The sequence below is a fragment of the Polaromonas sp. C04 genome (assembly GCF_002002705.1).
GTDB lineage: Bacteria > Pseudomonadota > Gammaproteobacteria > Burkholderiales > Burkholderiaceae_C > Rhodoferax_A.
The window spans coordinates 1-25,021 of record NZ_MUNS01000021.1; the positions used below are offsets into that span (position 1 = coordinate 1).

Annotated in this window: 20 protein-coding genes and 2 pseudogenes; 14 read left to right on the plus strand and 8 right to left on the minus strand. The window is 64.1% G+C overall.

What is annotated here, in order from left to right:
- The first annotated feature begins 861 nt into the window (after positions 1 to 861).
- From B0E49_RS03660 to B0E49_RS20660, 5 genes are all read left to right on the plus strand, one after another.
- Positions 862 to 1,434 (plus strand): NADPH-dependent FMN reductase, encoded by a 573-nt coding sequence (locus B0E49_RS03660; protein WP_077560629.1) that lies wholly within the window; start codon positions 862 to 864, stop codon positions 1,432 to 1,434.
- 237 nt (positions 1,435 to 1,671) lie between these two features.
- Positions 1,672 to 3,138: an MFS transporter gene (locus tag B0E49_RS03665; protein WP_077560630.1), complete on the plus strand. Its 1,467-nt coding sequence runs from the start codon at positions 1,672 to 1,674 to the stop codon at positions 3,136 to 3,138.
- A 95-nt stretch (positions 3,139 to 3,233) separates the two neighbouring features.
- Positions 3,234 to 4,502, plus strand: coding sequence for a M20 family metallopeptidase (locus B0E49_RS03670; protein WP_077560631.1), 1,269 nt, complete (start codon positions 3,234 to 3,236; stop codon positions 4,500 to 4,502).
- 109 nt (positions 4,503 to 4,611) lie between these two features.
- Complete coding sequence (locus tag B0E49_RS03675) at positions 4,612 to 5,277, plus strand: trimeric intracellular cation channel family protein (RefSeq protein WP_144264416.1); 666 nt, start codon at positions 4,612 to 4,614, stop codon at positions 5,275 to 5,277.
- 427 nt (positions 5,278 to 5,704) lie between these two features.
- Positions 5,705 to 5,947 (plus strand): hypothetical protein, encoded by a 243-nt coding sequence (locus tag B0E49_RS20660; RefSeq protein ID WP_077560632.1) that lies wholly within the window; start codon positions 5,705 to 5,707, stop codon positions 5,945 to 5,947.
- A gap of 146 nt (positions 5,948 to 6,093) precedes the next feature.
- On the opposite strand, the gene B0E49_RS03685 is transcribed toward B0E49_RS20660, so the two are convergent.
- Positions 6,094 to 7,182, minus strand: a complete 1,089-nt coding sequence (locus B0E49_RS03685; protein WP_168174989.1) for a tyrosine-type recombinase/integrase — start codon at positions 7,180 to 7,182, stop codon at positions 6,094 to 6,096.
- Between the two features lie 314 nt (positions 7,183 to 7,496).
- Positions 7,497 to 8,441 (minus strand): LysR family transcriptional regulator, encoded by a 945-nt coding sequence (locus B0E49_RS03690; protein WP_077560634.1) that lies wholly within the window; start codon positions 8,439 to 8,441, stop codon positions 7,497 to 7,499.
- A gap of 168 nt (positions 8,442 to 8,609) precedes the next feature.
- On the opposite strand from B0E49_RS03690, the gene B0E49_RS03695 reads away from it, so the two are divergent.
- From B0E49_RS03695 to B0E49_RS03705, 3 genes and pseudogenes are all read left to right on the plus strand, one after another.
- Positions 8,610 to 9,683, plus strand: a complete 1,074-nt coding sequence (locus tag B0E49_RS03695; RefSeq protein ID WP_286137785.1) for a YeiH family putative sulfate export transporter — start codon at positions 8,610 to 8,612, stop codon at positions 9,681 to 9,683.
- A 526-nt stretch (positions 9,684 to 10,209) separates the two neighbouring features.
- A pseudogene (locus B0E49_RS03700) lies at positions 10,210 to 11,025 on the plus strand (GMC family oxidoreductase); the annotation flags it as partial.
- Positions 11,016 to 11,825, plus strand: a pseudogene (locus B0E49_RS03705) (AMP-binding protein); the annotation flags it as partial. The pseudogenes B0E49_RS03700 and B0E49_RS03705, both read left to right, overlap by 10 nt.
- Positions 11,826 to 11,856: 31 nt before the next feature.
- Here the strand turns inward: B0E49_RS03705 and fabB are convergent.
- The 3 genes from fabB to B0E49_RS03720 form a co-directional block, all read right to left on the minus strand.
- The gene (gene fabB / locus B0E49_RS03710; protein WP_077560636.1) at positions 11,857 to 13,077 is read right to left on the minus strand and encodes a beta-ketoacyl-ACP synthase I; all 1,221 of its coding nucleotides are present in this window, start codon (positions 13,075 to 13,077) and stop codon (positions 11,857 to 11,859) included.
- A gap of 11 nt (positions 13,078 to 13,088) precedes the next feature.
- Positions 13,089 to 13,604, minus strand: a complete 516-nt coding sequence (gene fabA, locus B0E49_RS03715) for a 3-hydroxyacyl-[acyl-carrier-protein] dehydratase FabA (RefSeq protein ID WP_077560637.1) — start codon at positions 13,602 to 13,604, stop codon at positions 13,089 to 13,091.
- A gap of 178 nt (positions 13,605 to 13,782) precedes the next feature.
- Positions 13,783 to 14,421 (minus strand): TetR family transcriptional regulator, encoded by a 639-nt coding sequence (locus B0E49_RS03720; protein ID WP_174571062.1) that lies wholly within the window; start codon positions 14,419 to 14,421, stop codon positions 13,783 to 13,785.
- Positions 14,422 to 14,590: 169 nt separating this feature from the next.
- On the opposite strand from B0E49_RS03720, the gene B0E49_RS03725 reads away from it, so the two are divergent.
- From B0E49_RS03725 to B0E49_RS03740, 4 genes are all read left to right on the plus strand, one after another.
- On the plus strand, positions 14,591 to 15,820 hold the full coding sequence (locus B0E49_RS03725) for an efflux RND transporter periplasmic adaptor subunit (RefSeq protein ID WP_077560638.1): 1,230 nt from the start codon (positions 14,591 to 14,593) through the stop codon (positions 15,818 to 15,820).
- Positions 15,821 to 15,832: 12 nt separating this feature from the next.
- Positions 15,833 to 19,009, plus strand: a complete 3,177-nt coding sequence (locus B0E49_RS03730) for an efflux RND transporter permease subunit (protein ID WP_077560639.1) — start codon at positions 15,833 to 15,835, stop codon at positions 19,007 to 19,009.
- On the plus strand, positions 19,006 to 20,442 hold the full coding sequence (locus B0E49_RS03735; RefSeq protein WP_077560640.1) for an efflux transporter outer membrane subunit: 1,437 nt from the start codon (positions 19,006 to 19,008) through the stop codon (positions 20,440 to 20,442). The genes B0E49_RS03730 and B0E49_RS03735 overlap by 4 nt, the downstream gene beginning before the upstream one ends.
- A gap of 72 nt (positions 20,443 to 20,514) precedes the next feature.
- Positions 20,515 to 21,381, plus strand: a complete 867-nt coding sequence (locus tag B0E49_RS03740) for a c-type cytochrome (RefSeq protein ID WP_077560641.1) — start codon at positions 20,515 to 20,517, stop codon at positions 21,379 to 21,381.
- A 102-nt stretch (positions 21,382 to 21,483) separates the two neighbouring features.
- On the opposite strand, the gene B0E49_RS03745 is transcribed toward B0E49_RS03740, so the two are convergent.
- The 3 genes from B0E49_RS03745 to B0E49_RS03755 form a co-directional block, all read right to left on the minus strand.
- Complete coding sequence (locus tag B0E49_RS03745; protein ID WP_077560642.1) at positions 21,484 to 22,032, minus strand: DUF2946 family protein; 549 nt, start codon at positions 22,030 to 22,032, stop codon at positions 21,484 to 21,486.
- Positions 22,033 to 22,054: 22 nt separating this feature from the next.
- The gene (locus B0E49_RS03750) at positions 22,055 to 23,044 is read right to left on the minus strand and encodes a YheT family hydrolase (protein ID WP_077560643.1); all 990 of its coding nucleotides are present in this window, start codon (positions 23,042 to 23,044) and stop codon (positions 22,055 to 22,057) included.
- Between the two features lie 65 nt (positions 23,045 to 23,109).
- Positions 23,110 to 23,559, minus strand: coding sequence for a YybH family protein (locus B0E49_RS03755; RefSeq protein WP_077560644.1), 450 nt, complete (start codon positions 23,557 to 23,559; stop codon positions 23,110 to 23,112).
- A 105-nt stretch (positions 23,560 to 23,664) separates the two neighbouring features.
- On the opposite strand from B0E49_RS03755, the gene B0E49_RS03760 reads away from it, so the two are divergent.
- A complete protein-coding gene (locus B0E49_RS03760) occupies positions 23,665 to 24,261 on the plus strand; it encodes a LemA family protein (RefSeq protein ID WP_077560645.1) in 597 nt (198 codons plus the stop codon).
- Between the two features lie 9 nt (positions 24,262 to 24,270).
- Positions 24,271 to 25,021 (plus strand): TPM domain-containing protein (locus tag B0E49_RS03765; protein WP_077560648.1); only part of this gene is annotated, 751 nt, incomplete at its 3' end.

Genomic DNA, 25,021 nt, shown 5'->3' on the forward strand with positions numbered 1-25,021 from the left:
AACAACCAGCCGCCGCGCCAAATCTGAAATCCGCTCTGACATTACGTTCCCATCTACATGTACGTGGGAACGTAGCTTCGTAGGTTGAGACGCGCTTCACAAGAACGTGGTTAGTCGACCGCTTACGTTGAATGATGCCCATGGCGATCTCCTGAAGTGGAAACACCAATGAACACCTGCGGAAAAACTATGTCCAGATCTGAACTCACCTACCTCGCCGTGAGCCGCATAACGTCCATCTGAGAGCCATCACAGCCACACCATCTGCGCATAGTTGCGACCTGAGCATAGAGACTGACAGCCGACCTACGATTTTCTGAGCTACTCGCTCCAAACCGGACATTGAAATCTGCATGTTGAATGTCGAAGATATGGAGACGATTCCAACGTTTGCAGCTCCCGCCAACGGCTATTTCCAGTCCGGCGGCTTACCGACGGGGAAGACCGCAACGCCGCGAACGTGCGCGAAGTAAGTGTGAAGGCTTTCGGACGCGGCCACGTGCAGATAGGACCGATTCAAAAAACGGAAAATAGAGCGCGTTAGGGCCTGGGTTAATTGCAGCATCTTCGTGGTCTGAGATGCCCGCCGCGAATCCACAATTTTTGACTGGAAGCCCGGTCGTCAATTCATGCATCGCTGCCAGCGGACTGACGACTTCAAGGGAATGTCACCGGGATCGATATAAATCTGAGGCAGTGCAAGAACTCGCGCCGAATGCGCAGCGCCCAGTCCCTTTACGGCACATGTCAATAGGCGTATCGTGACGTGCGCCTTGACAGGATCTGTTCGCGCAACTGCTGTCACTGAAAACCGAACGCCGGCCGATCACATCGACTTCTCGTGTTAAAAGGAAAGTTCATATGACGACACACAAAGTCGGCTACCTGAACGGTAGTCTCGCCAAGGCCTCCATCAATCGTCAGCTCGCCAGGGCGCTGGTGAAACTGGCGCCGCCCGCACTGGTGTTTACGGAAATACCGATCAAGGATCTGCCGCTCTACAGCTACGACTACGACGCCGACTACCCACCGGTGGCATGGGCCTTCAAGCAGGCCATCGCCGATGTCGATGCGCTACTGTTTGTCACGCCGGAATACAACCGCTCGATCCCCGGCGGCCTGAAGAATGCTATCGACTGGGCCAGTCGGCCGTGGGGGAAGAACTCTTTCACGCGCAAGCCCTGCGCCGTGATCGGCACTTCGCCCGGCGCCATTGGCACTGCGATGGCCCAGCTGAGCCTGCGCAGCGTGCTCGGCTTCTGCAACGCGCCTCAGATGAACTCGCCGGAGGCCTACATCCAGTTTACCCCCGGGCTCATCACCGAGGACGGCGATGTTACCAACGAAAGTACGGCGGAGTTCCTGCGTAACTACATGTCCGATTTCCACCAGTTCATCGCGCGCGTCGTGGCGGTGCTGCCGCGCGACGCATGACAGCCGATGCCGCAAGGCCAGGCCTCGTGGTGCCCGGATCATGCCTGCTCCACGCGCTTGCTCCTGATGACGTGGGCCCATAAATTGTTCGAGTTCGAGCCCGTGGCCATTCCGCGGCCAGTAGCAGGTCAAGCCGAGGAAGTATGTCCACACCGAACACGTTGTCGATCCATGGTGCTTTCTTGGTGACGCAGCCGTCGAGATGAGCCAGGTCGCATCGTCGCAATGGAGGATGGTATGAATACCAGCGCTCAACCCAAGGTGCCATACAAAGGCAACGATCGCTTGCTTTTCGGCATCATCATGGGTGTCATCGCGTTCTGGCTGTTTGCCCAGACGACGCTCAACATTGCGCCCGACATGAGCCGCGACCTCGGCATGGATGCGAGCATGATGAACGTCGCGGTGGCCATCACCTCGCTGTTCTCGGGGATCTTCATCGTGGTGATGGGCGGCCTGGCCGACCGTGTTGGCCGGCTGAAGATCACCCGCATTGGCTTTTACCTGAGCATCGCCGGCGCGTTGCTGGTGGCCATCACGCCGCAGGGTCAGCTGGCAACACCGGTCCTGCTCGTGGGCCGCGCGCTGCAAGGCCTGTCGGCCGCCTGCATCATGCCGGCCAGTCTGGCGCTGGTGAAAGCTTTTTGGGACGGCGCCGAACGCCAGCGTGCCATCAGCATGTGGTCGATCGGTTCCTGGGGCGGTTCGGGCGTGTGCTCGCTGGTCGGTGGCCTGATGTCGCAGAACTTTGGCTGGCGCTCGATCTTCTGGGTAGCCATCGCCGTGAGCGCGCTCGGACTGTGGATGATGCGCGGCGCGCCCGAGAGCAAGGCCGAAACCAGCGGCGAGTACAAGTTCGACTTGTCTGGCGTGCTTGCTTTCATGGTCACTATGGTGGCACTGCAGGTACTGGTGACGCAGGGCAACAAACTGGGTTGGACCAGCCCGATTAGCCTGGGTCTGCTGGCGGCAACGGTGGCTTTCGGCTGGCTGTTTTTCCGCATCGAAGACAAGACGTCCAACGCGTTCTTCGACTTCGGCCTGTTCAAAAACGCGACCTACACCGGCGCGACGATCTCCAACTTCCTGGTCAACGGTACTGCGGGCACGCTGATCGTGTCGCTGCAACTGGTGCAGCTCGGTGGCAACATGAACGCCCAACAGGCAGGCTTTCTGACGCTGGGCTATGCGATTGCCATCATCGCCTTCATCCGCGTGGGCGAAAAACTACTGCAACGCTTCGGCCCGCGCAAGCCGATGATCTGGGGCTGCCTGATTACGGGCCTGGCGATCCTGATGGTGTCGCCCGCCAACCTGCTGCTGTCGCACTACAAGATCCTCGCGAGCGTCGGGTACACGCTGTTCGGTGTCGGTCTGGCGTTCTATGCCACCCCCTCGACCGATGCGGCGCTATCGAACCTGCCAGCTGCCCAGGCGGGTTCGGGTTCGGGCATCTACAAGATGGCTTCGTCGCTCGGCGCCGCCTTCGGCGTGGCGATTTCCGCCGCCATTTTCACCGCGCTGAGTGGTAACAGTTCGAGCGTCAACTGGCTGGACGGCGTGATCACCTTCAGTGGCCGCCAGGACAACCTGGCCGTGCGGGAGGCCGCCATCGTTGCGCTGGGCTTCAACGTGTTGATGATCGTGATGGCCATCATCTCCATCATGCTCACGGTGCCCAAGAGGACGAAGGCGCAGGCCTGAATCCTCTATCTTCATGTCAAGCGCCGACCATTTGTTCTCAAGCACGCTTTCTGTCAGACTTCTTTCAACTTCACTTCGCCACTTCTGGAGCCATCATGAATGCCCTCACCCAAGCGCTCGCCTCCGCCGAACCCGGCTTGATGACCAATCTCGAAGCTCTTTACAAGGACATCCATCAGCACCCCGAGTTGTCGATGCAGGAAGTCCGCACCGCGAAGATCGTCGCCGACGAGATGGAGGGTCTCGGCTACGAGGTGACGCGCAACATCGGCGTGACCGGCGTGGTCTGCGTGATGAAGAACGGCGCCGGCCCGACCGTGATGCTGCGCGCCGACATGGATGCGCTGCCGATGGCCGAAAACACCGGGCTGCCCTATGCCAGCACCGTGACGGCGCGAGACGCGGACGGCGTCGAGGTCGGCGTTGCGCACTCGTGCGGCCACGACATGCACGTGACCTGGATGATCGGTGCCGCGCGCATCCTGTCCACGAATCGCGCCGCCTGGCGCGGCACGCTGATGATCGTGTTCCAGCCGGGCGAGGAAACGGCCGAAGGCGCCAGCGCCATGGTGCGCGACTGGGGCGAGGGCCGCTTCCCAAAGCCCGACATCATCCTGGGCCAGCACGTGATGGTCGGTGTGGCCGGCACCGTGAACTACCGTCCCGGCGTCACCCTGTCGGCCGGAGACAGCCTGAAGATCAAGCTGTTCGGGCGCGGCTCGCACGGCTCGCAGCCGCAAACCTCGATCGACCCGGTGATCATGGCCGCCGCGACCACGCTGCGCCTGCAGACCATCGTCTCGCGGGAGATCGCGCCGACTGAACCGGCGGTGCTCACGATAGGCTCGCTGCAGGCCGGCACCAAGGAAAACATCATTCCCGACGACGCCACCATCAAGCTGAACATGCGCACCTTCAGCGAGGACACGCGCGAGTACATGCTCAAGTCGATCCGCCGCATCTGCTGCGCCGAATGCGACGCCTCCGGTGCGGAGCGCCCGCCCGAGTTCACCACCATCAACAGCTACCCGCTGACCGAAAACGACCTGGTCACTACGCAAAAGGTGGCACAGGCGTTCGGCCACCAGTTTGGCGAGAACGCCTCGCTGGCGCCCAGTCCGGCGTCGGCCAGCGAAGACTTCAGCATTTTCGGCCGCACCTGGGGCGTGCCCTATGTATTTTGGTTCGTCGGCGGCACCGACCGGGCGGTCTACGCCAAGGCCAAACAGGACAAGACCGTCAACAAGATCCCCAGCAACCACTCGCCGAAGTTCGCGCCGCAGATCCACCCGACGCTCGAGACCGGCTTGCAGGCCATGCTGACCGCCGCCGCCGCATGGCTTTGCCGCGACACCGCGTCCTGACGGGGAGGCCCATCGTGCGCTGATGTGGTAGCTGACCGCGTCGATCTGCATTGCCATCCGACGCTCGTCACTATGCTACGCGGCAGGAGCCTTCTCTGGAACCGAACCCATGAACGTCCACGAATTGGCTCTTGCCGGCCTGAACGACCACCGCCTGTTCACCATTCTTGATCTGGCCGGCACGTTCGCCTTTGCCATCAGCGGTGCAGTCGCTGCAAGGGACCGTGGCCTCGACTGGTTCGGCGTCATCGTCATCGCGTTCGCGGTCGCGTGCGGTGGGGGCGTGCTGCGCGACCTGTGCATAGGCGCAGTGCCCCCGGCCGGGCTGACCGATTGGCGCTATCTTGCCGTCGCCATGGCAGCGGCATTGATGGCGATGGCCGCGAACTCGCTGGTCGTGCGCCTCGCGCACCCAGTGATCCTGTTCGACTCCTTGGGCCTTGGGCTGTTTGCTGTGACGGGCGCGCAAAAGGCCATGATCCTTGGCAACAACGCCGAAGTGGCGGTGCTGCTGGGGGTTGTAACAGCAGTGGGTGGCGGCGTGATACGCGACGTGCTTCTCAATCGGGTGCCAGTGATCCTTCAGCGTGAGATCTATGCGTCGGCTGCGCTGGTTGGCGCCATCGTCGAGGTGGCTGGCGAGCGTCTTGGATGGTTGTCGAGCGGGCGGACCTGGGTCGCTTTGATGGCGTGCTTCGCGCTGCGTTACCTATCGCTGCGCTACAAGTGGAACCTGCCGCGCTCTTTCGGGCGCGACGGCAACGGTGCGGACTAGGGTCAGCTCGGCCGATTCAAGCATCTGGTGCTGTTTTTCGAAGAGATCGGGCTCGGCTTTTATGCCGTCGTCGGGGCGCACAAAGCACTGCTGTATGACCACAACGCCGAGGCCACCATCATCCTGGGCACCGCCGCCGCCGCCACCGCCGTAGGCGACGGGCGAAGCGATGGGCTGGTCCGTGTTCGTCACGCCCTGATTCGGCGCGTCAGCGTGCATTTGCATTCGGCTCTTGTCGTTGCGCTACGGCTGGCAACTGCGACTACCCAAGCGCCAGTGAGAACCACCAAACCCATAACAACGTCCTCGAACGGTATTCGATCAGACCCTACGGACTGGCGCCAGGGGCGTCAGCCATTGCGGCCGGTGAACGCCGTTCCTGTACGGCTGCCAACCTTTCCACGGAACAGATTCAAAGGAGTTCTTCATGAGTACCATTCCCTCCCCCAGCGTACCGTTCAAGGGCAATGACCGCCTGCTGCTCGGCAGCATCATGGGCGTCATCGCGTTCTGGCTATTTGCCCAGACGACACTGATCATCGCTCTGGACATGAGCTGCAACCTGAGCGTGGCGTCCGACACGATGAACATCGCGATGGCTATCACCTTGCTGTTCTCGGGCATCTTTATCGTGGTGATGGGCGGCTTGGCTGACCTGTTGGTCGGGTGAAGATTGCTCGCATTGGCTTTTACCTGAGCATCGCCGGTTCGCTGCTGGTTGCCATGACGCCCCGGGCGAGCTGGCGACGACGGCACTGCTGCTGGGCCGGGCGCTGGTGAAGACCTACTGGGACGGCGCCGAACGCCAACGCGCCGTCAGCATGTGGTCGATCGGCTCATGGGGCGGTTCGTGTTGCTGCAAACGTGGCGCAGAAGCTCGAGTGCCTGTGGCACGAGGGGCACATCGCGTGCAACTGTTTTGGTCTTGCGCCTCTTTCGCATGTGCCCCGGCCGAGTCGGGTCGGGCTCCAGAGGGGCGCGAAGCAAAACGGTGCTCTCCGACCAATTGATATCCTCGTTTCTTAACGAGATGACTTCGGCGCGACGTATCGACGTGTAAATGCACAGCATGATGGCCGCTCGCTTTCTGGGGCAAGATATTTTTGCCAAAATTCTTGACAACTCTTCGTCGCTTATCCGGCGTTTTCGGGGTTCGCCGGGCGACGGGAGTTCGACACAGACAATCGGATGTGTGACCACGTAGGCGCCAATTCGCTCTCTGCGGCCATCGTCCCGTTTGGCATAAGCCCTGAGGGCTTGACGGAACAGCTTGAGCTCATGGCGCACCGACCCGCTGCAGGGCAATTCGAAGGACCGAGGGGTCGGGACCACCGGCACACCACGATGACGGCGTCTCAGGTTGCGTTGGTACGCCCTGTTTTTGGTTGCATAGGAGGCGGTCTTTGACCGCCCCGGCCCCAACGCGCCGCTGAGGCGGGCGTCAATATAGGCCTTGAGGGAGGCGGTGGTAATGCTGGAGATGACCACATTGCCAAAATAATCTTTCAGTCGCCGGGCACGGCTGACGTAGCCTGCACTGAGCTCCTTCGCCTCGTTCTCGAGGTAGCTGTCAAGAACTTCAAAGACGAAGATTTCATCGCCCGGCGATGCCGCCCTTGCGGAACCGACTGTGCTGGATGCGCCGTCACCGGCGATCAAGTCCGCAAGCCCAAGCGCTTGGGCCGCGTCACGACTCAGCGGCGCGCCTGGCAGGCGTGCTTCATCGCTCAGCTTTTTATGCAAAGCATGCAGGCGCTCCAGCTGTTGGCAGCCCCAGCCGAGCGCGGCAAGTTCGTTGCCGAATGTATTGGTCAGCGCGAAGAACGGATGGATCCGGACGCGGACCCGAAAGGTGCCGGGACTACGCTCTTCGATATCGAGCCCGGGGATTTGAATGGCAGACACTGACAACTCCATTGGTAAGGAGTCAGGTCTAGTGAGAGGGGTTTATCCGTGGCCCAAGACTTGGACCAAAATTACCTCGCGAAGTAGTCACTTACGCGGCAAGGCGCTCTGGTCAAGGCTATTTTCGCCTAGAAGATAATCTTCGGAGGCCAATACTCTATCCACTGAGCTACAGCCGCAACTCCAGCCATTCTAACTGCGAGCCCCAGCGGCCCTGAGAGACAAGCTCATCGTCATGATTCAAACAAAGCGCGGCGCGAGATCCGTGCGCGACAGCAACGACCCTGCGAAAACTCTGCGACGGGAATTGAAACTCAAGGCCGTGGCAGGAAGTCTCCAACCGAGACGCACCCGATAAAGCCCCGCAATGCGGGCGTCATCTGTTTGCCGCGGTGCACCACGAGATAGCATTGCCGGAGCATTTTGGGCAAGGTCGTGGGCAAGCGGCACAGCCGCCCCGTCTCGATCAAATCTTCCACGGCCCAGTGCGAAAGACAGGCCAGCCCCAAGCCCTGCGCCGCCGCACGCTGGATGGCCTCCGAGCTACCCAGCTCGATGCTGCGCCGGTAGGAACGAAGCTGCGGCAGTATGAGCTGATCGGTCGTCTCGCGGGTGCCCGAGCCCGCCTCGCGCAGCAGCCACAGCGCCTCGCGCAGTGCCTTCACGGGCACGCGTGCGTTCACGGTTGGGTCGCGCGATGAATTCGCCAGTGGATGATCCGGCGCCGCCACAATGACGAGCTCGTCCTGCAGCCACGGCGTGACTTCCAGTGTGGCCTCGTGGCATGGTCCTTCGATCAGGCCGACATCCAGTTCAAACGCCGCCACGGCCGCGGCAATGACGCTGGTGTTGCCGATCATGACCCTGGACTGCCAGGCGGGAGCCTGGTCAAGCTGCTGCTGGGTGAGGAACCGGCCCAGCAGCGTCGGCAGCACATAGTTGCCAATCGTCGTACTGGCACCGATACGCAGCGACTGCGCCTGGGCACTGCTGTCGCGCGCCATCTGCTCGACGCCTGCGGCACCGTCCAGCAGGGCCAGCGCCCGCGGCAGCAGTGCGCGGCCGTTGTCGTTGAGCAGCAATCGTTTGCCGGCACGCTCGAACAGGCGCAACGACAACACGCGCTCGAGCTCGTTGATGGCCGAACTGGTGGCCGACTGGGACAGTGCAATCTGCTCGCTCGCGGCCGTGGTGCTGCCGCTGCGCGCCACGGCCACAAAAATCTGCAACTGGCGCAGTGTCAGACGTAGAACATCCATGGGCCGAGGCTTTCCTTATATCGATTTAATAGGTACATATTACATAAAGTACTTGTTGGACAGATGTTAGGGGTATCCCTAAAGTTGCGCCATCTCGCTCCAAACTTAAAGAGGAATTACATGACCGGCGCCGCAACAACTGTCTCACGAGGCCAAGCCACCCCGAGAGTGCCCGCTCCGAACGGACTGCTGCGCCTGCTGCCGGGTCTGGGCATCAGCGCCGCACTGGCCGCTGCCGGCATGGCGCTGGGGCGCATCGAGTGGCTGCAGGACCATGGTTTCAGCGCGCTGACACTGGCCATCGTGCTGGGCATGCTGGTGGGCAACACGGTGTACCCGCGCTTTGCCACGGCCAGCGGCGCCGGCGTCACCTTCTCGAAGCAAAACCTGCTGCGCCTGGGCGTGGTGCTGTACGGCATGCGCCTGACGATGCAGGATATCGGCCATGTGGGTCTGGCCGGCGTGGCCATCGATGCGCTGGTACTGAGTTCGACCTTTGCGCTGGCTTGTTTTATCGGCACGCGCTGGCTCGGGCTGGACCGCAAGACGGCGATGCTGATTGGCGCTGGCAGTTCGATCTGCGGCGCCGCTGCCGTGATGGCGGCCGAGCCGGTGGTGCGTGCGCGCGCCGAGCAGGTCACGGTGGCGGTCGCCACGGTGGTGGTGTTCGGCACGCTGGGGATCTTTCTGTACCCGCTGCTGTTCGATCTGAACCAGTACTGGCACGTGATTCCTGGCGGCGCCCATACTTTCGGCATCTACGCCGGCTCGACCATCCACGAGGTGGCGCAGGTGGTGGCCGCCGCACGCTCGATCGGGCCCGATGCGGCTGACTCCGCGGTGATTGCCAAGATGGTGCGCGTGATGATGCTGGCGCCCTTTCTGATCATGCTGTCGGCCTGGCTGGCGCGCGACGATGCGCGTCGCGATGGCACGGGCGCATCAGCGCGCAGCGCCACGGCGGCGCCGCGCAAGGTGACGGTGCCCTGGTTTGCCTTTGCCTTTGTCGGCGTGGTGCTGTTCAACTCGCTGCACTGGCTGCCTGCGCCGGTGGTCGTCGCCGTCACGGAGATCGACACCGCGCTACTGGCCATGGCCATGGCCGCCCTGGGGCTGTCCACGCATGCGGGGGCTATTCGCAAAGCCGGCATCAAGCCGCTGCTGCTGGCGGCCATTCTGTTCAGCTGGCTGGTGGCCGGCGGCGCAATGATCAACCACTGGGTGCCCGTGCTGCTCGGCTGACAAGCGCCTGGAACGTAACCCAATAAATCCAATCGATCATCTGCCGATGCGTACCAAGTCGCCGAGCAGTGACTTGACAGTTGCGTTGAGGGGATAGCGACCACCCGGCAGAAATCCACGGCAGATGCTCGGGAGGCCGCAGCCCGCGGTTCACGAAAGACCACGAAACAATCTCGACGCCCACGGCCGCAATGCTGTGGAGGCGGTCGCTTTCCTGCCTCTGGATGCCGAGCAGGTCGTAAATGGCCTGGCCAGATATTCGCCAGCGTACCGATTGCAGGACGACATCATTGATCGCCCATGCATTGAAGAGGGCATACCCGAATACCGATAGATTTCATCCGACGTCACCTCGAAGGCCAGGCAGAAAATTGGGGCCGGCGAGCGATCAGTTGAGCATCAATGCCGACGTGCACAGGCGCACGGTCATTGCGGAACATTTTTGTTCCGGGATATCACACTTTATGATTTGCCAGCTCTGGATTGGATTGTTCGGTTGTCCAGATTGCGCTGCAAAAGGAAACTGATTGTGAGCGAACAATTTGATTACATCGTCGTTGGTGCCGGCTCGGCGGGCTGCGTGCTCGCCGGTCGGCTCAGCGAGGATCCGGCCACCCGCGTGCTGTTGCTCGAGGCCGGTCCGCCCGACCGTTCGCTCTGGATCCACTTGCCCATCGGCTATGGCAAGACGATGTGGAGCGACACCTACAACTGGCGCTTCAACACCGATCCCGATCCGAACATGAACGGCCGGCGCATCTACTGGCCGCGTGGCAAGACGCTGGGGGGCTCGAGCTCGATCAACGGCCTGATCTACATCCGCGGCCAGCGCGAGGACTACGACCACTGGGCCGAACTCGGAAACACTGGCTGGGGTTACGACGACGTGCTGCCGTACTTCATCAAGTCCGAGGGCAATCAGCGTGGCGCGATTCCGTTCCATGGCAGCGGTGGGCCCCTGAAAGTATCCGACATTGGCGCCAGGCATGAGCTGATCGAAGCCTTCATCGATGGCGCAGGGCAGATTGGTGTGCCGCGCACGGACGACTTCAACGGCGCGCAACAGGAAGGCGCCGGCTACTACCAGTTGACGACCCACAAGGGTTGGCGCTGCAGTACCGCCAAGGCCTACCTGGATCCGGCCCGCGGCCGCACCAATTTGCGCATCGAAACGGACGCGTTCGCCGCCGGATTGATCATGGACGGCACGCGCGCGGTCGGCGTGCGCTACCGCCAGGCGGGTCAGATGAAGGAAGCGCGCTGCAAGGCCGAAGTCCTGCTCGCGGCCGGTTCGATCCAGTCGCCGCAACTGCTACAGCTCTCGGGCATCGGGCCGCGCGCTTCTGGGGTCAGGCGTCGGCGACGCAATGCACCTGGATCAATGTCGTGCCGACGATGATCTCGTACTTGCTCGAAGGCGAAACGCCCGTGCGCGCCCAAACCGCGCGCATCCGCTTTTGCCGCTCGGCATCGGCTGCGCTCGCGCCCGAACACCACCGCGCGTTCGAGGACAAGTTCGGCATCGGGATCATCGAAACGATGGGCCTGACCGAAACCGCCGCGCCGTCGTTTTCAAATCCGTTGGACAGCGCTCAACGCAAGCTCGGTTCGGTCGGCCGGGCCTCCGGCTGCGAGGCAAGGGTCGTCGACGCAAGCCTCACGCCGGTGCCCATCGGTGCTACCGGTGAACTCGTCATCCGCGGCCCGAACGTGATGCCGGGCTATTACAAGAATATTGAGACCACGCGCGCAAGCTTCACCCCCGACGGGTGGCTTCGCACCGGCGACCTCGGACATGTTGATGCCGACGGGTTTTTCTTCGTCACCGGCCGCATCAAGGAGTTGATCATCAAGGGCGGCGAGAACATCGCGCCGCGCGAGATTGACGAGGCGCTGCTGGCCCACCCTGCCGTGCTCGAGGCCGCGGCGGTCGGCATTCCCGACAAGCACTATGGTCAGGAGATCATGGCATGTGTGGTGCTCCGTGAGGGCGCGGCGTGCAGCGAAGACCAGTTGCGCGACTTCTGCGCCCTGCACCTCGGACGTTTCAAGGCGCCGAAGGTGCTGCGCTTCGTCGGCGAACTGCCAAGAGGCCCGTCGGGCAAAGTGCAGCGCCTGAAGCTGCTGGAGTTACCTGGCTGATGCAATCGAGAAAGACGAGGGCCAGCAGGCGCTAACCGTTGTAGCGCTGGAAGATCAGCGTCGCGTTGGTTCCGCCAAAACCGAAACTATTCGACATGATCGTATTCAACGTGACGTTGTCCTGGCGTTCGCGCACGATGGGAATACCCTCGGCGCCCGGATCGAGTTGGGTGATGTTGGCTGACGCACTGAGGAAGTTTTCCTGCATCATCAACAAGGAATAAATGGCCTCATGCACGCCGGCCGCACCCAGCGCGTGGCCCGTCAGCGATTTGGTGGAGCTGACCGCAGGCACCTCGTCCTTGCCAAACACGACCCGCAGCGCTTCAAGTTCCCGAGTATCGCCGACCGGCGTACTGGTGCCGTGGGCATTGATGTAGTCGATCTTGCCCGTGACCGTGGCCATGGCCTGCTGCATGCAGCGCACGGCGCCCTCGCCCGAGGGCTGCACCATGTCATAGCCATCGGAGGTGGCGCCATAACCGGTCAGCTCCGCATAGATTTTGGCGCCGCGGGCCTTGGCGTGCTCCAGCTCTTCCATCACCAGCACACCACCGCCGCCGGAGATGATAAACCCGTCCCGGGTTTCATCGTAGGGCCGTGACGCCGTGCCAGGCGAGTCGTTGTACTTGGACGACAGCGCGCCCATGGCGTCGAACAGCAGCGACATGGTCCAGTGCACTTCCTCGCCGCCCCCCGCAAACACCACATCCTGTTTGCCCATCTGGATCAATTCCATCGCATGGCCGATGCAGTGCGCGCTGGTGGCGCAGGCGGAGCTGATGGAGTAATTCACGCCCTTGATTTTGTACGGCGTGGCCAGGCAGGCCGTGGTGGTACTGGACATGGTCCTGGGCACCATGTAAGGACCCACTTTGCGGATGCCCTTGGCGCGCAGGATGTCGGCCGCTTCGACCAGGTTCGAGGTCGAGGGACCGCCCGAGCCCATCACCAGCCCGGTGCGGAAATTCGACACCTCAGATTCACCCAGCCCCGAATCATCGATGGCCTGCTGCATGGCAATGTAGTTGAACGCCGCACCATCGCCCATGAAACGCTTGATTTTGCGGTCGATGAATTGATCGAGGTCGATATTGATCGGACCATGGACATGGCTGCGAAAACCCATGTCGCGGTACACCTCGGAAAACACAATGCCCGAGCGCCCCTGTCTCAGTGAATCGACAACGTCCTGGCGGTTATTCCCGATGCTGGAAACAATGCCCAGTCCGGTGACGACGACTCGTTTCATCGTTGGTGTCCTCAAAAGCTTTCCGTGGAAGTGAACAGGCCAACACGCAGATCAGCGGCCTCGTAAATAACCTTGCCGTCCACCTCCATGGTGGCGTCGGCGATGCCCAGCACCAGCTTGCGCATGACCACTCTTTTAATGTTGATCCGGTAGATGACTTTTTTCGCAGTGGGCAGCACTTGCCCGGTGAATTTGACTTCTCCGACGCCCAGGGCGCGGCCTTTGCCCGGGCCGCCCATCCAGCACAGATAAAACCCCAGCAGTTGCCACATCGCATCCAGGCCCAGGCAGCCAGGCATGACGGGATCTCCCTGGAAATGACAGGCAAAAAACCACAAATCGGGGTGGATATCGAGTTCGGCAACGATTTCGCCTTTTCCATAAGCACCGCCCTGATCCGTAATCAGGGTGATGCGATCCATCATCAACATGTTGGGCAGCGGCAATTGCGCATTCTTCGGGCCATACAGCTCGCCCCGGCCGGACTTCAACAATTCTTCGCGCGTAAAACTGTGCTGCTTTTCCATATGGCCTGTCGCCTTGATCAATTAAAGTTTGCCGCTTCGCAAAATACCCGGGAAAGTCAGCCCGCATTCGCCGGGAAGTTGGGCTGGCACCCTGCGCGGACTGCACCCGCGTGGTCTGCAGCAGGCTGGCGCCGATTATCCCTTATTGATGGGGGTCGATTGGGCCCCGGCGCTGCGCTCAGCGCGCGCCGGCTGGGTGCGGCGACAGACCCAGGCCCGCCAGATAGGCGTCGAGTGCATGGCGGCCCGCTTTGGGCAGATCGAAAGCCGCCGGCTCGAGCAGCCAGTTGCCGATCAGTCCGTCGATCATGGCGTGCAGGCCGCGCGCCGCCGCCGCCGCGGGCACGGGCAGGCGCTGGCCGCGTATTTTGGCCGCCTGGCGCAGACCCTGCGCAAGCTGGGTCACGCACTCATCGCGCACCGCGAGGTGCCGCAGCCGCACCGCGCGCATCTCGTCCACATACTCGACCTTGTGCGTGGCCACCTCGAACACCCTGCGCGTCTGTGCGTCGGAGGCTGTGCGGCGCAACGCGTCGAGCATGGCCCCGCGAATGTCGTGCAGCGGGTCCAGCCCCGTACCCCGCCCCATGCGCTGGAACGATTCTTCCAGCGGCAGTGTGACGCGCTCGATCATGGCGTTGAACAGATCCGCCTTGTCCTTGAAATGCCAGTAAATGGCACCGCGCGTGGCACCCGCCTGCAGCGCGATGTCGTTCAGCGAGGTGCGCGATACCCCCTGCGCCTGAAACAGCAACTCCGCGGCATCCAGTAGCCGGTGGCGGGTGGCGAGCGCCTCTTCTTTGGTGCGGCGAGCCAAGATGGAACCCCTTCGGTTAAACTCACGACCCTTGAGCATACATTCACTGATGTATGTAATTCTGGATTGTAGCGATCGCCGCACCGGCTTGCCTGCTCTGTACCTGTGCTGCTGCCAAAATAACCCGGCTCCGGCCCCGATCGGGCCCCTCTCTCACCAAAGGAATCGCATGCCTGCCCTGCGCCTCGCCAAGCCTGATTTGTTGCTGACTCCCACGAGTCGTCTGTTGCTGTCGGGCAGCTTGCTGCTGGCCCTGCTGTTGACTGGTTGCGGCAAGAGCGATACGTCAGCCAATGCAGCCCCCGGCGCACCGCCGCCGACCGAAGTGGGCGTGGTCACGGTCACCCCGGGCAATGTAGGGCTGGTCACCGAATTGCCGGGCCGGCTCGAAGCCTCGCGCGTCGCGCAGGTGCGGGCCCGGGCCGCGGGCATCCTGCAAAAGCGCGTGTTTGTCGAAGGCAGCGACGTGAAGGCCGGCCAGCTGTTGTTCCGCATCGATGCCGCGCCCTACGCCGCGGCCTACCAGAGCGCGCAGGCATCACTGGGCAAGGCCCAGGCGAATCTGGCGCAAGCCGCGGCACTGGCCGAGCGCTACAGGCCGCTGGTGGAAGCCAATGCGGTCAGCAAACAGGATTACGCCAACGCCGTGGCGGGGCAAAAGCAGGCCGAGGCCGACGTCGCCGCCGGCAAGGCGGCCGTGCAGAGTGCCAAAATCAACCTTGACTACGCCAGCGTGACCGCGCCCATCTCCGGGCGCATTGGCCGCGCACTGGTCACGGAGGGCGCGCTGGTCGGACAGGGCGAGGCCACACAACTGGCCGTGATCCAGCAAATCGACCCGGTGTATGTGAACTTCACCCAGTCTGCCGGCGAGGTGATGAAGTTGCGCAAGGCGCTGGACGATGGACGGCTCAAGCGCGCCAGCGGCAGTGCGGCGGCCAGTGTGCGCGTGGTGCTGGAAGACGGCACCGAATACGCCCGGCCCGGCCGGCTGCTGTTCTCGGACCTGACGGTCGACCCCACGACGGGCCAGATCATGCTGCGCGCCGAAGTGCCCAATCCCGGCGGCGTGCTGCTGCCTGGACTCTATGTGCGGGTGCGGCTGGAGCAGGCCCAGGCCGGCGACGCGGTGCTGCTGCCACAACAGGCCGTGACGCGATCGAACCAGGGCGACAGCGTGATGGTGGTCGCAAGCGACGGCAAGGTCAGTCCGCGCCCGGTCAAGATCGGCAATGCGCAGGGTGCGCAGTGGGTGGTGCTGGGCGGCCTCAAGGCCGGCGAGCAGGTCATGGTGGACGGCTTCCAGAAGCTGAGCCCCAATGCAACCGTCAAGGCGGTTCCGTGGCAGGCCGCGGCTCAACCCGCCAGCGCGCCGGCGTCCGCCGCGTCCACCAAATAAGGGGCGCCACTCATGCCCCAGTTTTTTATTGACAGGCCCATTTTTGCGTGGGTCATCGCGCTGTTCATCCTGGTGATCGGCGGTGTCGCGATCACGCAGCTGCCGATCGCACAGTACCCGCCGGTGGCGCCGCCAACCATCGTGATCAGCACGGCCTACCCCGGCGCCTCGGCGCAGACGCTCGAAGACGCGGTCATCAGCGTGATCGAGCGCGAGATGAACGGCTCGCCCGGCCTGATCTACATGGAGTCGGTCAGCCAGGCCGACGGCACCGGCTCCATCACGCTGAGCTTCGAGGCCGGCACCAATCCCGACCTGGCGCAGGTGGATGTGCAAAACCGCCTGAGCCGCGCCACGCCGCGCCTGCCGCTGGCGGTCACGCAGCAGGGCGTGCGGGTCGACAAGTCACGCTCGAACTTCCTGCTGTTCACGATTCTCTCGAGCGACGACCCCCGCTTCGATCCCATCGCGCTGGGCGACTATGCCTCGCGCAACGTGCTGCCCGAGATTCAGCGCCTGCCCGGCGTCGGCCAGGCCCAGCTATTCGGCACCGAGCGTGCCATGCGGATCTGGATCGACCCGGCCAAGCTGGTCGGCTTCAACCTCTCCACAACCAACGTGGCGCAGGCGATCCAGGCGCAGAACGCGCAGGTGTCGTCGGGCACCATCGGCGACCTGCCCAACGTGCCGGGCCAGTCGATCTTTGCCACCGTGGTCGTCAAGGGCCAACTCGAATCGGCCGCACAGTTCGGCAACATCGTGTTGCGCGCCAACGCCGACGGGTCGGCGGTACGCCTGAAGGACGTGGCCCGCATCGAACTCGGCGCCCAGACCTATGCAACCTCGGCACGCCTGAACGGCAAACCCTCCACCGGCATCGGCGTGCAGCTCTCGCCGACCGGCAACGCGCTGGCCACGGCCCAGGCCGTGCGCACGCGCATGGAACAGCTGTCGCGCTACTTTCCGCCGGGCGTGAAGTACTCGATTCCCTATGACAGCTCGCGCTTCGTAAAGATCTCGATCATTCAGGTCGCCACGACGCTGCTGGAGGCGGTGGTGCTGGTGTTCCTGGTGCTGTTCCTGTTCCTGCAGAACATCCGCTACACGATCATTCCGACCATCGTCGTGCCGGTGGCGCTGCTCGGCACCTTCGGCGCGCTGCTGGCCATGGGTTTTTCCATCAACGTGCTGACCATGTTCGGCATGGTGCTGGTGATCGGCATCGTGGTCGACGACGCGATCGTCGTGGTCGAGAACGTCGAGCGCATCATGAGCGAGGAAGGCCTGGCGCCGCGCGAGGCGACCAAAAAGGCCATGGGCCAGATCTATGGCGCCATCATCGGTGTCACGGTCGTGCTGATCTCGGTGTTCGTGCCGCTCGCCTTCTTTGGCGGCGCGGTGGGCAATATCTACCGGCAGTTCTCGGCCGTGATGGTGTCGGCGATCGCGCTGTCGGCCTTCATGGCCCTGTCGCTGACACCGGCACTGTGCGCCACCTTGCTCAAGCCGGTCGAGGCCGGGCACCACCTGGAAAAGGGCGGCTTTTTCGGCTGGTTCAACCGGGGCTTCAAGTCGACCGCCAAGGGCTACGAGGGTTGGGTCACGCGCATCCTGCGCCGCGCCGGCCGCTTCATGCTGGTGTACGTGGCGATCGCCGCCGTGGTCGGTCTGCTGTTCGCGCGTTTGCCGACCTCCTTTTTGCCGAATGAAGACCAAGGCTACATCATCGCCAACGTGCAGTTACCGCCGGGCGCAACCCAGGGACGCACGCTGGAGGCCATGAAGCAGGCCGAAGCCTTCTTCCTGCGTCAGCCCGAAGTCCAGAGCATGGTCAGCGTGCTCGGCTTCAGCTTCTCGGGCACCGGCCAGAATGCCGGCCTGGCCTTCGTCCCCTTGAAGGACTGGAGCGACCGCGATGGCCCGCAGCATTCCGCGCAGTCCCTTGCGGGGCGGGCCATGGGCGCACTGATGAGCGTGCGCGATGCCTTCATCTTCGTGCTCAGTCCGCCGCCGATCTCCGAACTTGGCAACGCCACCGGCTTCACCTTCCGCCTGCAGGACCGTGGCGGCAACGGCCACGCGGCGCTGGTCGCCGCGCGCAACCAGTTGCTGGGCATGGCAGCGCAGAGCAAGATCCTCGCGGGGGTGCGGCCCGACGGCCTGGAAGACGCGCCGCAGCTGCAACTCGACGTGGATCGCGACAAGGCCAGTGCGCTTGGCGTGGGCTTCGATGCGGTGAATGCGGCACTCTCGACCGCGCTCGGCTCGGCCTATGTGAACGACTTCCCGAATGCCGGGCGGCTGCAGCGCGTGGTGGTGCAGGCCGATGCGCGCGAGCGCATGCAGCCCGACGATCTGCTGCGCATCAACGCGCTGAACAGCCAGGGGCAGGCGGTGCCGCTGTCGGCTTTTGCCACGACGCGCTGGATCACCGGCCCGATGCAGACCATCCGCTACAACGGCTACCCGACGATGCGCATCTCGGGCGATGCCGCGCCCGGACACAGCACCGGCCAGGCCATGGACGAGATGGAGCAACTGGCCGCGAAACTGCCGCCCGGCTTCGCGTTCGAGTGGACCGGCCAGTCGCGCGAGGAGCGCCTCGCGGGCTCCAAGGCCTACCTGCTGTACGGCTTTGCCATTCTCTCGGTGTTCCTGTGCCTGGCCGCTCTGTATGAGAGCTGGTCGATTCCGCTGTCGGTGATCCTGGTGGTGCCGCTGGGCGTGCTCGGGGTCGTGCTCGGCACCCTGCTGCGCGGCTATTCGAACGACGTGTACTTCCAGGTCGGCCTGATCACGATCATCGGGCTGTCGGCGAAAAACGCGATCCTGATCATCGAGTTCGCCAAAGACGCGCAGGCGCGCGGCAAGAGCGCGATCGAAGCCGCGATCGAGGCGGCGCATCTGCGCTTTCGCCCAATCATCATGACCTCGGTGGCCTTCATCCTGGGCACCCTGCCGCTGGCGATCGCAAGCGGCGCAGGTTCGGCCGGCCAGCGCGCCATCGGCACGGCAGTGATCGGCGGAATGATCACCGCGGTGGCGCTTGCGGTGCTGTTCGTGCCGGTCTTTTTCGTTGCGGTCAGGGGCCTGTTCAAGGGCAGCGAGCGCCAACGCAAGAGGTACGCCCACGAACAGTTGGGCACAGGCACACCCGCCGCGCCCGTGCAGGAAGGCTCGCAGCCATGAAACACCCGACCCTGACCCCTCTGGCCCTGACAGTGGCGGCCACGCTGCTCGGCGGCTGCTCCATGATCCCGACCTATCACCGGCCTGCCGCCCCGGTGGCGGCCACCTGGCCGGCCGAGCCCGGCGAGCCGGGCTCGGCCGTGGGCACAACGGCCGCGCCCGACGTGCCCTGGCAGACGTTTTTCGCCGACCCCAGGCTGCGCCAGCTGATCAGGCTGGCACTGGCCAACAACCGCGACCTGCGTGTGGCGGTGCTAAACATCGAGCAGGCCCGTGCGCAGTTCCAGATCAGGCGTGCGGACCAGTTCCCGACCGTCGGCATCGCCGCGGCGCGCACTCCGACGGCAGTCGGGGACGGCACCCTCAACGTCTACAGCGCCGGCCTGGGGGTTTCGAACTGGGAGCTCGATTTCTTCGGCCGGCTCGGCAGCCTGAAGGCGGCGGCACGCTCGCAGTACCTGGCAACCGAGGAGGGCCGCAAGGCCGCCCAGATCAGCTTGATTGCCTCGGTGGCCAACGGCTACCTGAACCTGCTGGCCGACGAAGAGTTGCTTGAGCTGACGCGCCAGACCCTGGCCACGCGCGAGGAGTCGCTGAAGCTGACGCGGCTGCGCTTCGAGCATGGCGCCGCCTCCGAGATTGATTCGCGCGACGTGGAGTCGCTGTTCGCGGGCGCGCAGGTGGCGCTGGCGCAGCAGCAAAGGCAGCGCGCGCAGGACGAAAACGCCCTGGTGCTGCTGCTGGGCCAGCCGCTGCCCGAGGGCTTCTTCAACGCCTCGGCGCTGCCGCAGCTCGCCGACGCGGCCCAGCTGACGGATCTGCCGGCGGGCCTGCCCTCGAGCGTTCTCATCAACCGCCCCGACGTGCGCCAGGCCGAGCAGCAGCTGATCGCCGCGAATGCCAACATCGGCGCGGCGCGGGCGGCCTTCTTCCCGCAGATCACGCTGACCGCACAGGCCGGCTCGGCCAGCACCCAGCTGTCGGGGCTGTTCCAGTCGGGCACGTACGGCTGGACCCTGGCGTCGCAACTGCTGCTGCCGATTTTCGATGCCGGGCGCCGGCAGGCCGGACTCGATTCGGCCAACGCAGGCCGCGCGATTGCGGTCGCGCAGTACGAAAAGGCCATCCAGAGCGCCTTCCGCGAGGTGGCCGACGCGCTGGCAGGCCGTGCCACGCTCGGCGAGCAGCTGCGCGCGCAGCAGGCGCAGGCGCAAGCCGAATCGGTCCGCTACCAGCTGTCCAATCTGCGCTACCGCAACGGCGTGGCCAGCTACCTGGACAACCTGGACGCGCAGCGCGCGCTGTTTGCGGCGCAACAGGCCGTGGTGCAGACCCGCCTGCTGCAGCTGCAAAACCAGGTCCTGCTGTATAAGACGCTGGGCGGCGGCTGGACCGAGGCGGCGGGCGCCGACACGCGCGCAGCCAGCCCATGAAGCGGCTTTGCCCAAAGGGCGGCCGGTATAATCAAACGCTGATTTCACAGCCCCTGATCTTTTGAGGACGCCATGAGCGACAACAGTCACGCCGACGACACGGTCCACACCGGCCCGATCAAGAACCCCAAGCAGCTCCTGATCACGGTGTTTTTCGCCTTCGTGGTTCCGATCTTCACCATCATCGGCATTGTTTACTACGTGACGTCGGCCAACATGCTGGCCGCCGGTACCGTGAACGCCGAAAAATCGGCGAACGAGCGTATCCAGAAGGTCGGCACGGTCGAGATCCGCGACGCCAACCGCCCGCTCAAGACCGGCGAAGAAGTGTTCAAGGCGCAGTGCACGACCTGCCACACGGCCGGCGTGGCCGGTGCGCCCAAGTTTGGCGACGCCACCGCGTGGGCGCCGCGCATCGCCAAGGGCTACGACGCGTTGCTGAACTCGGCGCTGCACGGCAAGGGTGCCATGAGCCCGCAGGGCGGCGGCGACTTCGACGACCTGGAAATCGGCCGCGCCGTGGTGTACATGACCAGCGCCGCCGGCGGCCACTTCCCGGAACCCCAGGCTGCCCCGGCAGCGACGGCCGAGGCCGCGCCGGCCCAGGCGGCACCGGCTGCGGCAACGCCAGCAGTTGCCGCCGCACCCGCCGCTCCGGTGGCAGTCGCTGCTGCTGCGGCAGCACCGGCCGCGGCAGCCGCAAATATCGGCGAAACCCGTTACAAGGAAACCTGTTTCGCCTGCCACGCCACGGGCGTGGCCGGTGCCCCCAAGTTTGGCGACAAGGCCGCCTGGGCGCCGCGCATTGCGACCGGCATGGACACGCTGGTGGCCACCGCCATTGCTGGCAAGGGTGCGATGCCGCCCAGGGGTGGCTCCAATGCGAGCGATGCGGAAATCAAGGCCACCGTGGCCTACATGGTCAACGCCGCCAAATAAGCCGCGCGCCGCGCCGCATGGCAAAGCCGGTCATCGACTGGCTTTTCTTATGGTCAAATGAGCCTGTAGCCCATGTCCGTCAATGACCGTTAGCTACTATTTTTATAGCTCACCGGGTTTTTGGCGGGCCGCGGGGCTGCACACATAGCCAAAGCGCGCCGGCAGCTCGTGCGCCGCCATCTCCTGCGGCAGCCACAGGCTCTGCTCCACCGCGTCGGCCGCCAGCCCCATATCGAGCGTGTGCACCAGACCAAAGCCGAGGTCGGCTTCGAGGTACAGGCGCCCCTGCTCGTCGAGCACACAGCGCTGCATGCGGGCCGCACGGCCGGTGTGCGCGACGATGGAGAAATCGGCATTCACGCGCCAGACCAGCGGCGTCGTCTCCAGCTCCACGTACACACGTTGCGGACCATTCTGGAAGAACCACTGGCCGTGCGCATCGGCCTCGTAGTTGCGGTGGATGAAGTCGAGCAGTTTTTCGTGCCGGAGCACGGAGCCTCTGGAGGACGGCGTGCCGCCCGCAAACGGCCCGGCCGCCTGGACGCGATCGTCGCGCATGTACCACTGGCCGCGCGCGTCCAGCCCCAGCCAGCCATAGCAGTGGGGCACGTTCGGCCACTTGGCCAGCGCTTGTTTGACGATGTCATCCATGGTGCTTCACCAACTGACCATATCACTGGCCGAGCCGCGACGCCAGCCAGCCCCCGACGACCTGCGGGATGGTGTGCACATGGCCCGGCGGCAGGCGCCCTGCGGCAAAGCCCACATGGCCGCCCTGCGCGGGCTGCCACAGGGTGACGGGCTCAAAGACCTCCTGCGCGCGCGGCAGCGAGCCGATCGGGACAAACGGATCGTTGCGGGCGTTGACGATCAGCGCCGGAATGCGGATCTTGCGCAAATGCGGCTTGGCCGAGGCGCGGGCCCAGTAGTCGTCGGTATTGCGATAGCCATGCAGCGGCGCCGTGAAGACATTGTCGAAGTCGTACAGGTCGCGCGCCGCCAGCAGGCGCTCGCGGCTGAACAGGCCCGGATGCTGCGCCAGCTTCTTCAACGCCTTCGGCACCATGGTGCGTAAAAACATGCGCGTGTAGACCTGCCGGTTGAAGCCGCGTCCGATGGCGTGACCGCTCGCCGCGAGATCCAGCGGCGCGCTGACCGCGGCCGCCGCGGCGACCACGCTGGCCGCCTGCGCGCCCATTTCCTCGGCCCAGCGCAGCAGCACATTGCCGCCGAGCGAGACCCCCGCCGCCAGGATGGTGCCGCTGCCATGGGCCTGCTGGCGCGCATGCAGGCGCCGCAGGATCCAGTCAATCTCCTCGAAGTCGCCCGAGTGGTAGGCGCGCGGCGCCAGGTTGATCTCGCCGCTGCAGCCGCGAAAATGCGGCGCCGCAAAGGCAAAGCCGCGCGCGCGCGCAAAGTCGGCGAACGCTTCGGCGTAGTGGCTGCGCGAGGAACCTTCCAGGCCATGGAACAGCACCAGCAGGGGCCGGCTGGCGGGGCCGGGCCACGCGCCAAAATCGATATCGATGAAGTCGCCGTCCGGCGTCGGCCAGCGCTCACGCCGATAGGGCACCTGTTCGCCCGACACCCGGCGCGCATACAGGGCCGGCCAGATGGTTTGCAGGTTGCCGCCGGGCAGCCACAGGGGTGCTACATAGTTCATAGCTAGAGAAGCTTATTCGACAAAGGCCACAAGCATTATTTTTGATGAAAACGAGCGCAAAACGTTCAATGCAGGACCTGCGGCGTCGGGCTTTCTTCGAGCATCTCGTGCGGCGTGCCGGGGCTCGCATGGTGCGCCACCAGTCGCCAGCCCTGGGCGAAGCGCTGGTACACGTTGGTGGCGATGACGTATGCCTCACCCGGACCTTCGGGCGTCATCACCTCGATGCGCTCGACCAGGCTGTGCACCGCGCTGGCGAGCGACTCGACGCGGCGCACCCGCTCGGGTCGGGCGCGAATGCTGCCGTTGGCGAAGATGGCGTCGAAACTGGCGCGGATCGCGGCGCCGCCGATCAGGCGCGGACCGCCGGGATGAATGCAGACAATCTCGTCCTCATCGGCCCAGCAGGCCATGAGCTTGTCGATGTCGGCGGTTTGCAGCGCCTCATAGAACGCGGCCTCGATGTCGTCGGCCGAGCCACCGACGGTGGCGGCCTGAAGTCTGGCTTTGGGCATGGTGGAGCTACCTGATCATGGCGGGCCGTTGAATACGGAGTGCGGCACCCCATCTATGCTAACGTCTTGTGCCTCCCGCAACCGCATTGCCAAAAAAAGGAACGTATGAAACGCTGGCTTCTCATCCTCATGACCGTCCTCGCCGTCAGCGGCCTCACCGGCTGCGGCTACAACGATTTTCAGCGGCTCGATGAACAATCCAAATCCGCCTGGAGCGAGGTGCTGAACCAGTACCAGCGGCGCGCCGACCTGGTGCCCAACATCGTCGCCACGGTCAAGGGCGAGACCCAGTTCGAGCAGGACACGCTGACCAAGGTGATCGAGGCGCGTGCCAAGGCGACCTCGATCCAGGTCACGCCCGAGACCCTGAACGACCCGGCCGCCTTCGCCAAGTTCCAGGCCGCGCAGGGCGAGCTGGGCAGCGCGCTGAGCCGGCTCATGGTGACGGTGGAAAAGTATCCCGACCTGAAGGCCAACAAGGGCTTCTCGGACCTGCGCGTGCAGCTGGAGGGCACCGAGAACCGCATCACCGTGGCGCGCAACCGCTATATCCAGAGCGTGCAGGAGTACAACGTGCTGGTGCGCAGCTTTCCCACGAACCTAACGGCAATGGCCTTCCACTACCAGCCCAAACCCAACTTCACGGTGCAGAACGAAGCGCAGATCTCGACGCCGCCGGTCGTGGATTTCGGTAAAAAATAAGAGTTAAAAGTGCCTCTAGCCCGCATCTGGTCTGCGCTTTTAGCTCTATTTTTAGTAGCGCTCGGGATAGCGGGCGCGCCGCTTCATGCGCAGTCGCTGCAGGCCGTGCCGGCGCTCACGGCGCATGTGATCGACAGCACCGGCACGCTGGACGCGGGGCAGAAGCAGGCCCTGGAGGCCAAGCTCGCCGCGCTGGAGCAGTCCAAAGGCTCGCAGGTCGTGGTGCTGATGGTGGGCACGACGCAGCCTGAAGACATCGCCAGCTACGCGAATCGCGTCGGCAACACCTGGAAGATCGGCCGCAAGGGCGTCGGCGACGGCCTGCTGCTGATCGTCGCCAAGGATGATCATCGGGTGCGCATCGAAGTGGCCAAGACGCTGGAGGGCGCGATTCCCGACCTGGCCGCGAGCCAGATCATCGAGCAGGCCATCACGCCCGCGTTCCGCCAGGGTGACTACGCGGACGGACTGAATGCGGGCGTCGACCAGATCATCGCGCTCATCAACGGCGAGCCGCTGCCGGCGCCCGCGCCGCGCCGCGCGGCGGGCTCCGGCCCGGGTGGCTTCCAGTGGACAGACCTGGCCATCTTCCTGTTTTTTGCGGTGCCGATCGCCGGTTCGGTGGCGCGCAGCGTGTTCGGCCGCAAGCTCGGCGCGCTGCTCACCGGCGCCGGCGTGGGCGTGCTGGCGCTGCTCGCCACCTCCAGCCTGTTGATTGCGGGCCTCGCCGCCTTAGTGGCGCTGCTGTTTGTGTTGCTGG